This window comes from Halomonas sp. ND22Bw (genome assembly GCF_003011945.1).
Lineage (GTDB): Bacteria > Pseudomonadota > Gammaproteobacteria > Pseudomonadales > Halomonadaceae > Halomonas > Halomonas halophila.
On record NZ_PXWD01000117.1, the window covers coordinates 1 to 489 of the forward strand.

General features: G+C 66.7%; 1 protein-coding gene. It reads left to right on the top strand.

The annotated features are described in order from the left end of the window. Positions 1-174 precede the first annotated feature (174 nt). Positions 175-489 (top strand): CoA transferase subunit A (locus CVH10_RS17250; RefSeq protein ID WP_146142978.1); only part of this gene is annotated, 315 nt, incomplete at its 3' end.

Genomic DNA, 489 nt, shown 5'->3' on the forward strand with positions numbered 1-489 from the left:
CTGGGGATGATCGCGATTAAGGTGACGGGAGAAAGGCAGGCGCTGGACGCACTGTGCGCCGCGCTGGAGATCGCGCCGGGGCACTTCTGAAGAAGTTGAAAGTCGGTTCAGCTTCGCTTGCGGCGGGCGCGGCGCGCGGCTAGTCGTGCCCCGCAGTTAGGGAGGGTGAGGCGCGTGAAGAAGCTCTATCCGGATGCCGCGGCGGCGCTCGACGGCCTGCTGTTCGACGGGATGACGATCTGCGCCGGCGGGTTTGGGCTGTGCGGCATCCCGGAGCGGCTGATCGACGCGATTCAGGCGGCGGGCGCCACGGGCCTGACGATCGCCAGCAACAACGCCGGGATCGACGGCGAGGGGCTGGGCAAGCTGCTGTGCACGCGGCAGGTGAAGAAGATGATCTCCAGCTACGTCGGCGAGAACAAGGAGTTCGAACGCCAGTATCTGTCGGGCGAGCTGGAGGTGGAATTCTGCGCGCAGGGCACGCTTGCG